General features: G+C 55.6%; 5 protein-coding genes. All 5 read right to left on the bottom strand.

The features are described from left to right. Window positions 1-142: 142 nt before the first annotated feature. The 5 genes from P24_RS18795 to P24_RS18775 all read right to left on the bottom strand — a co-directional run bounded on the left by P24_RS18795 (window position 143) and on the right by P24_RS18775 (window position 6,195). Window positions 143-3,397: a type ISP restriction/modification enzyme gene (locus P24_RS18795; protein ID WP_237740225.1), complete on the bottom strand. Its 3,255-nt coding sequence runs from the start codon at window positions 3,395-3,397 to the stop codon at window positions 143-145. A gap of 95 nt (window positions 3,398-3,492) precedes the next feature. Next, entirely contained in the window at window positions 3,493-4,626 is a 1,134-nt protein-coding gene (locus P24_RS18790) for a hypothetical protein (RefSeq protein ID WP_008946337.1), read from the bottom strand. 276 nt (window positions 4,627-4,902) lie between these two features. After that, on the bottom strand, window positions 4,903-5,085 hold the full coding sequence (locus P24_RS18785; protein ID WP_156816387.1) for a hypothetical protein: 183 nt from the start codon (window positions 5,083-5,085) through the stop codon (window positions 4,903-4,905). 35 nt (window positions 5,086-5,120) lie between these two features. Next, window positions 5,121-5,354, bottom strand: coding sequence for a helix-turn-helix transcriptional regulator (locus tag P24_RS18780; protein WP_008946335.1), 234 nt, complete (start codon window positions 5,352-5,354; stop codon window positions 5,121-5,123). Between the two features lie 112 nt (window positions 5,355-5,466). After that, window positions 5,467-6,195: a hypothetical protein gene (locus tag P24_RS18775; protein WP_156816386.1), complete on the bottom strand. Its 729-nt coding sequence runs from the start codon at window positions 6,193-6,195 to the stop codon at window positions 5,467-5,469. Between the last annotated feature and the right edge of the window lie 238 nt (window positions 6,196-6,433).

Genomic DNA, 6,433 nt, shown 5'->3' with positions numbered 1-6,433 from the left:
ATCCTGCCCCCGCAACCAACATTAAGCCCGCAAGATCAACATCTTGCGGGCTTCGTCATGTCTGGAGCTCGGAGCGTGTCACAGGCCGTGGAAGCGCCATGGAAGCAGGCGGGAGGAAATAAGAGAGCATAAAGAGTCTGAATCACCCTTCTGACACGTTTGCATCCAGCGTCATGTTGATAGTCTTCATGATCCGATCCGTCTCGGACAGAATTTTCAGAATTCGCTGGTAGTGTTTAACGTCTTCAAAGGAGAGGCTGCGACCCTTACGGTCTTTCAGCCATTTCTGGGCAGGCTGATAGCCGCCGATGTAGAAGCCCCAAGAGGCCTCAGGTGCGTTGTCAAAATACTGGGTATCGTTGATCCAGACCTTCCCCTCCTCGAAGCGGGGCTTATCCACTACGCCATTTCCTGGGATAGGGAAAAGATAGGGGGTTGGACCGATGGCGACAAGGTCCATTAGATGGAGCTTCCGTAACACGCTTCCTTTCGCCGACACATCCCAGAACTCATCCGGGCTGGTGGGCCAAGGGATACGGGGGAAGTCGATCTTTAGGAACTCCGCGTAGGTCTCGCGATAGGCGGGACAATGCAGGGCGCCGTAGATGTAATCAAAAACTTCTACCTCGTCAGGCGTTCCACGTTCAGCGTGTTTCGCGAGCTTTTGCATGCGCGCAAAAAACTTTCGATCAAAATTTACGCGGCGGCTTTGATCGAGTTCTTGCTCGTTGGGATAAAGGTAAAGGGGGAAGGCGCTTGAGCTATCACCAATTGTATCAAAAATGTGAAAATCGAAGACCGATGACGTGCAGAGAACGTAGCCAGCGCTCCTACCACGATTTACCTTTGTCGCGATCAAGGCAGGTGCGTTTGCACCTCTGATGTGCGAAGCAATATCGCTTTGGGGGCTGGCATATAAACCTCTGGATTGCCCGGTATAGAGCGTCCAACGAGTGTCGAAGGGACGGTATAGATTTTGCGTTAAAGCGGTCTTGCCAAAGTGCTTATTAGCATCCAATTTTGCTGTAGGCACTGTCCAGTCTCTTGCATCCTTGCTGTTTAGACCAAATTTCTTTCTTATGTCTGAATCGCTAGAATTAATAAGGAAAACAATTTTTTCCTGAGCCTCTTCTTTGCTGAATGAATAATTTATTCTGTCTTTTGCGGATATTGATCCAGAGCTGTATTTTATAAATATATCTTCAAGGCTATTTCCATGATAATATGCTTCAACCTTGGTGTGGTCAAAATCACGAAAGAAATAGTACTCAGATTTTGGGGTAATCGTTATTGGCGTAAAATTTTGAAATTTAGAATCTTGCAGTACGGAATTCTTAAATTCACGTGGGCCGATAACGTCAGCGTAGGAGACATTTGAAAAGTCTTTTGAATTTGTTTTCTTCCAAGCGATTATGATGCAAACGCCTACTCGTATGTCGAATACATTTCTATCGACTTGGCCACTTTGACTCAATAGTTCGTATGCGGCGTTGCCGTGCAGGTTAATGATTCTAATTCCATCAAATGTCTTCAGCAAATGATGTCGCATGCCTCGAAATGTAGGGTTGGTTAAGTATCCATGATTTGTTATAAACCCAAGAATACCTTCTCCATTCTTTTCAATAAGCTTCTCTGAGAGGCGAATGAATTTTACATAATCATCATTCAACCAGTGCTTTCTCTCGCCAAAATGCTTTCCATTGATATACTTATAGTTGTCAATAAGGTCCGAAATCCAGTCGCCCATGTTCTGTGAAATGCCCGAGTAGGGCGGGTTGCCGATCACGCACATAATGGGCATGTCGCGCTTGATGGTGTTCGCGCCCTTGGCCTCGCGGCTGAGCCATTGCGTGAAGGGCAAGGTCATGTTCGCCGGTTCGCCCTCTTCTAGGCTGTTGGTAAGATAGACCGACAGGCGTGGCGGGGTGCCGGAGGGCTTGTAGCCCAGCTCGGTCAGTATCATGTCCAGCTTCATGTGGCACATGGCATAGGAGGCCATGAGTAGCTCGAAGCCATGCAGGCGCGGAATCAGGTCGGTCTCGATATATTGAGACCACATGCCGGGAGCGACGCCCTTCACCTTGGGAGCGATCTGTTTGATGACTTCGGCCAGGAAGGTACCGGTGCCGGTTGCCGGATCGAGTATCTGGACGCGGTGCACCTCCTTCCTGATGGCGATTGGCTTGCCCTTCTTGTCGGTCTGGCCTGTGTCCCAGTCGATTGTTACCTTTGACGTATCGGCCAGCCCGTCCGGTAGGCCGAACTCGGTTTGCAGCACCTCATCCACGGCGCGAACAATGAAGTTCACCACAGGCTCAGGCGTGTACCAGACGCCGCGCGCCTTGCGCTTGGCCGGGTTGTAGGCCGCCAGGAAGGTTTCATAGAAATGCAGGAAGGGATCATTCTGGCCGGTCAGCTTACCGAAGCCCTGCATGATCCTGGCGACGTCACACGCCTGGAATACACGCGCCAGGTCATCGATTATCCAGGCAATCCTGTCGTCTAGGTCATGGCCGGCGATGTAGCCGAACAGAGCGCGCAGGAAAGGGTTGGATTTGGGTAGAAGCTCCAGTGCTTCCTGTCGTGTGAATGTGTCCAGCGACGTGTCGTGGAGCCGGGCCGCGAACATGCCATAGGCAATGGTCTCGGCATAGATGTCGGCAAAATCCTCCGGCGTTATGTCGTGAATCAGATTTTCCTTGAACGCCTTATACTGGCCGGCGAGTTCGCTTTGAAAGTCCTCATCCTCGCGCAGCGTGTTGCGCAGAACATCCTTGATCAGGCTCGCCTTGCCGGCCATCCGCTCGGCCAGTTCCTTGGGGGATGTGATGGTCTGCGGCCGCTGGGCGATGAAGTTGCGCAGCAGGTTTTCAAGCCTGGAAAATTGATCCGGCGTGGGGGCCACCTTCGTTCCGAGATGGCCGATGCTGACAGAAGCCAGCAGATCGCCGTCTCTGTAGAAATCCCAGTCGAGACCGTTCGAATAGATCAGATTTGGAAGTGCAGCCAGGTAGCGTTCCTGCTGCGTCTTGTTGTTATCCTTCATGCCCTGGATGGGAACGTGCAGATCCTTGGCTTCCAGATGCCCGATGACGATATCGCCATTCGAGACGATGAAATCGGGGGCGCCACATGCAACCCGCTTTGGCTCGTTCAGCGCCGTGACGCCCAGGCCGGTGAACAGCTGTTCGAAGGCCGACCGGTAGGAATGCTCCGTTGCATTGCCTGTTGCGTATATGGCTTGCACCCGCGAAATGAATTCTGAAACGATCGTCATCCGGGGCGCCCCTCCACGCTTTTTGAAAAATTTAAGTTGTTCTTTTCTTTGAAAGACAATTATAGCGTTTTCCGCCAAGCTGATGCAGTAGGCGTTTGCTATGAGGTTTTCAAGCGCCATACTGCAGCAAGCGTTCAAGGTGGGCTATTGTTGAAAGCAGTTGAAGGGGGCACGTATACGATCAGAAGTTAGACACTCCCTCAGGTGCTGCCCACCTAGATAAACACGTACCGCCTTTCCGCCTTGGCGAAGCGGTCTTCCAGGGCGGCGGGGTTTTCGCGGGCGGCGGCGGTCAGTTCGTCGCGCCGCCGGTCCAGATAGTCGAGGAAGTCGTTCGCGCCATAGCCCAGCATGTGCGCGTGCGAGACGGATAGGCCAAAATCCTGCGCCGCCAGCATGTCGGCATGCGCCTCGCGGGCAACCTGCTTCACGCGCTCCGGGTCAGCGTGCGAGACCATCTCGAACAGATCGCCTGTCATCGCCTCGGTCGCCATGCGCCAGAGCGGATGGACAGGCCAGCGGTCGCGGTGCGTGTCTGGGCGCGGGACGGTGTAGCGGATCGACTGCATCATCCGCCCGTATAAGTCGCCCAGCCTGGCGTCCAGATCGACGAAGCTGCGGATGCCCCAATCCTCTTTCAGGTGGTGCTTGCCGGCGCGCAGCTCGACACGCCAGATTTGCGCGCCGTCGCGGTCGTGACGGTCCAGCTCCGGCTTGCCCGCCGCGTGGCGGCCGGCATTCCAGAGTTCCCACCATTCGCGCTTGTTCTTCGCGATCACGTCGGCGCGCTTGTCATAGACGATGATCTGCTTGCCCGGCATGGTGCCGATGGTGAGAGATTGCCTTCCGTTAGACGTTCCATATCCCTGCACGCCCTCGAAATGATCCTTCCGGCGCATCCGGGAATGCATGACGAAGTGGTCGGCTTCCAGCACGAAGCCGGGGGCCAGGAAGTCGATGGCATAGTCCACCCGGCCGATGGACACCCCATGCGCCGCAACCGGAATGCCGAGGGATTCCAGCGTGTCGAACAGGATTTTCCTTGCGCCGTCCAGCCCATAAAGGGCGAGCGTCAGGGAGCGCAGCGAGACACGCACGCCCCACGGATCGTTCGGGTTCGGCCGCTTGAAGAACCAGATCGCGCCGTCGGTCTCGCAGCGGAAGGCGTAGCCGCCGCGTGCGCCCGTCTCCGCGACCTTCAGCGTCACGCAGCGATGATCGAGCAAGGCCGGCTCCTTGGTCCTCCGCGCCTCTTCCTGCGCGCGTTCCAGCCGGGTGGCGAGCTCGTGCGGGATGTTGCTGCTGACGGACAGGTCAAGGCCGTCGAACCCCTGATAGATGATCTCCATTACGCTAATCCTCTCATATGGCTTTCTAGAGGGGGGTGTTACAGGAACCCCCCCTCTGGGCATTCGCCCTGTTGAGTATTCCGGTATCGGGCAAGGCGCTCCGCGCAGGGGCCGCTTTCCGTTTTGGGGCCGGCGGGCGTGAGCTGGACCGGCCAAGTCGGAGCGAGCGGCGGGGGCGGGGCGGGAAGGGCGCGGATTGCTCCGCGCCCTTCTTTTGTGAGCCTTGCGGCCCCAAAACACCCTGCAGCGCGGCCAGCTCTGCAGGGCCAAAACTGATTAGGGCTTTTCCTGCGCCGCCTTACGCAGCGTCTCGGCATCGGCCTTGCTGGCATCGACATAGAGCCTTGGCCCTTCCGGGCCGAACTCCAGGCCGGCAAGCTTCACGCCTGGCGGGAGTCGCATCTCCCGTTCGAAGGTCGCGATGCAGGTCGCATCCGTCTTCGGCGCGTAAGGCATCATGCAGGGGTACTTGTTCCGGCCGCACATCTCGCACTTCATGCCGCTGCCCCTTGCGAGGTGTTCTGCACCAGATGCGATTCGGCCCAGGCGATCAGATCGCGCCGGCGGTAACGGATCGACCGCGCGGATACCTTCACGAACTTCGGCCCGCCGCCGCGCACGCGCCAATTCTGAAGCGCGCGCACCGTGTAGCCGATGAAGCCCGCCGCTTCCTGTTCGCCAATCAGGCGATCCAGATAATCCGGGTCGCTTTGAACTGCTGGTTTCATCTCAACTCACTCCATCGTTGCTTGCGATAGAGAGAGGTTCCGACAATTCGATTTCTCTAAAAATGTCTATAAATGGCTTGGAAATTTATAGAAAAGAGAAAGGTGGCTCCGGCTATTCCGTCGCCTTGTCCCAAAGGGGCTTTAGTTTTCGGTACAGGGCTTTATCGCCCAAACCCGCCTCACCTTGATCCGGGAAAAGCTTCAAAATACGTTCGCGTACCAACTTGCAAGCATTGGCGCGCGTGCCGCTGAAATCGATCTTTCCTTCCTCGACGAGTTCGTTCCAGGCGTTGAGAATGTCGCTATCTCGGCTAGGTCGCCCCTGACGGCGCGCGGGGCTCTGTGGCGATATGCCTTGCGTTTGTAAAAGCCATTGTGTCGGGATCAGCCGCACCGCGACGATCTCCAGCCCGTCGCCGGAGAGTGTGTCCTTGTCCCAGTAGATAGGATGCGCCCATAAGTCGCTCGGTACCTCGACGGGGGTATCGTCGGGGCGGCGGGGGGCTGAATAGCCAAATGCTCGTAAATGTCCGCGCCGTATATAATCTAAGCAGGCAGATTTTAGCTTGTTTTGTAGCGCGCTGAACTCATCGGTAGGGCCGAAGATATCTGAAAGAAACGTCAAATCTGGCTTTGCCTCGGGCGCTACTGGTGGAGCCGGTGATGCTTGGCGCTTGCGGTAAAATTCACTAAATCGCGCCATTGCAGCAGGTATCGAAATTGCCTTTAAAAGTTCTTCATACCGATTTCGCTCTTTGGCAGGCGCGTATTTCCAATAGGCGCGCCTGAGCGGTATCGCCTTGCTCCATATATACGCGCTATCTAATTTCACGGCAGACATTCCCCAGCGGTTCCTCTGCGCCGATTTCTATATAGAAAAAGCGAACTGCGCTTATATAGACGCACTCCTATAGCCTACCTATCTAGCATTGCCGAGTGAACCTGTCGGCGGGATAGAGTCGCGGTTTGAAGTTCAGGGCTCGCCCCATTACTGCACTGCCATTAGGGCGCTGCTCTAGCGATGACTGCTTGTGGTTCAGAGCGGGCATTCAACGCATTGTGAGCTACTCCCCGATCCT

The sequence above is a fragment of the Oceanibaculum indicum P24 genome (assembly GCF_000299935.1).
GTDB lineage: Bacteria > Pseudomonadota > Alphaproteobacteria > Oceanibaculales > Oceanibaculaceae > Oceanibaculum > Oceanibaculum indicum.
Note: the sequence above shows the minus strand (reverse complement) of the source record. Positions and strands in the feature narration are given on the sequence as shown.

What these genes read in the sequence shown, in the direction of transcription:
- P24_RS18795 (WP_237740225.1), bottom strand. Translation starts at nt 3,397, where the DNA reads ATGGCGCTTGAAAACCTCATAGCAAACGCCTACTGCATCAGCTTGGCG.
- P24_RS18790 (WP_008946337.1), bottom strand. Translation starts at nt 4,626, where the DNA reads ATGGAGATCATCTATCAGGGGTTCGACGGCCTTGACCTGTCCGTCAGC.
- P24_RS18785 (WP_156816387.1), bottom strand. Translation starts at nt 5,085, where the DNA reads ATGATGCCTTACGCGCCGAAGACGGATGCGACCTGCATCGCGACCTTC.
- P24_RS18780 (WP_008946335.1), bottom strand. Translation starts at nt 5,354, where the DNA reads ATGAAACCAGCAGTTCAAAGCGACCCGGATTATCTGGATCGCCTGATT.
- P24_RS18775 (WP_156816386.1), bottom strand. Translation starts at nt 6,195, where the DNA reads ATGTCTGCCGTGAAATTAGATAGCGCGTATATATGGAGCAAGGCGATA.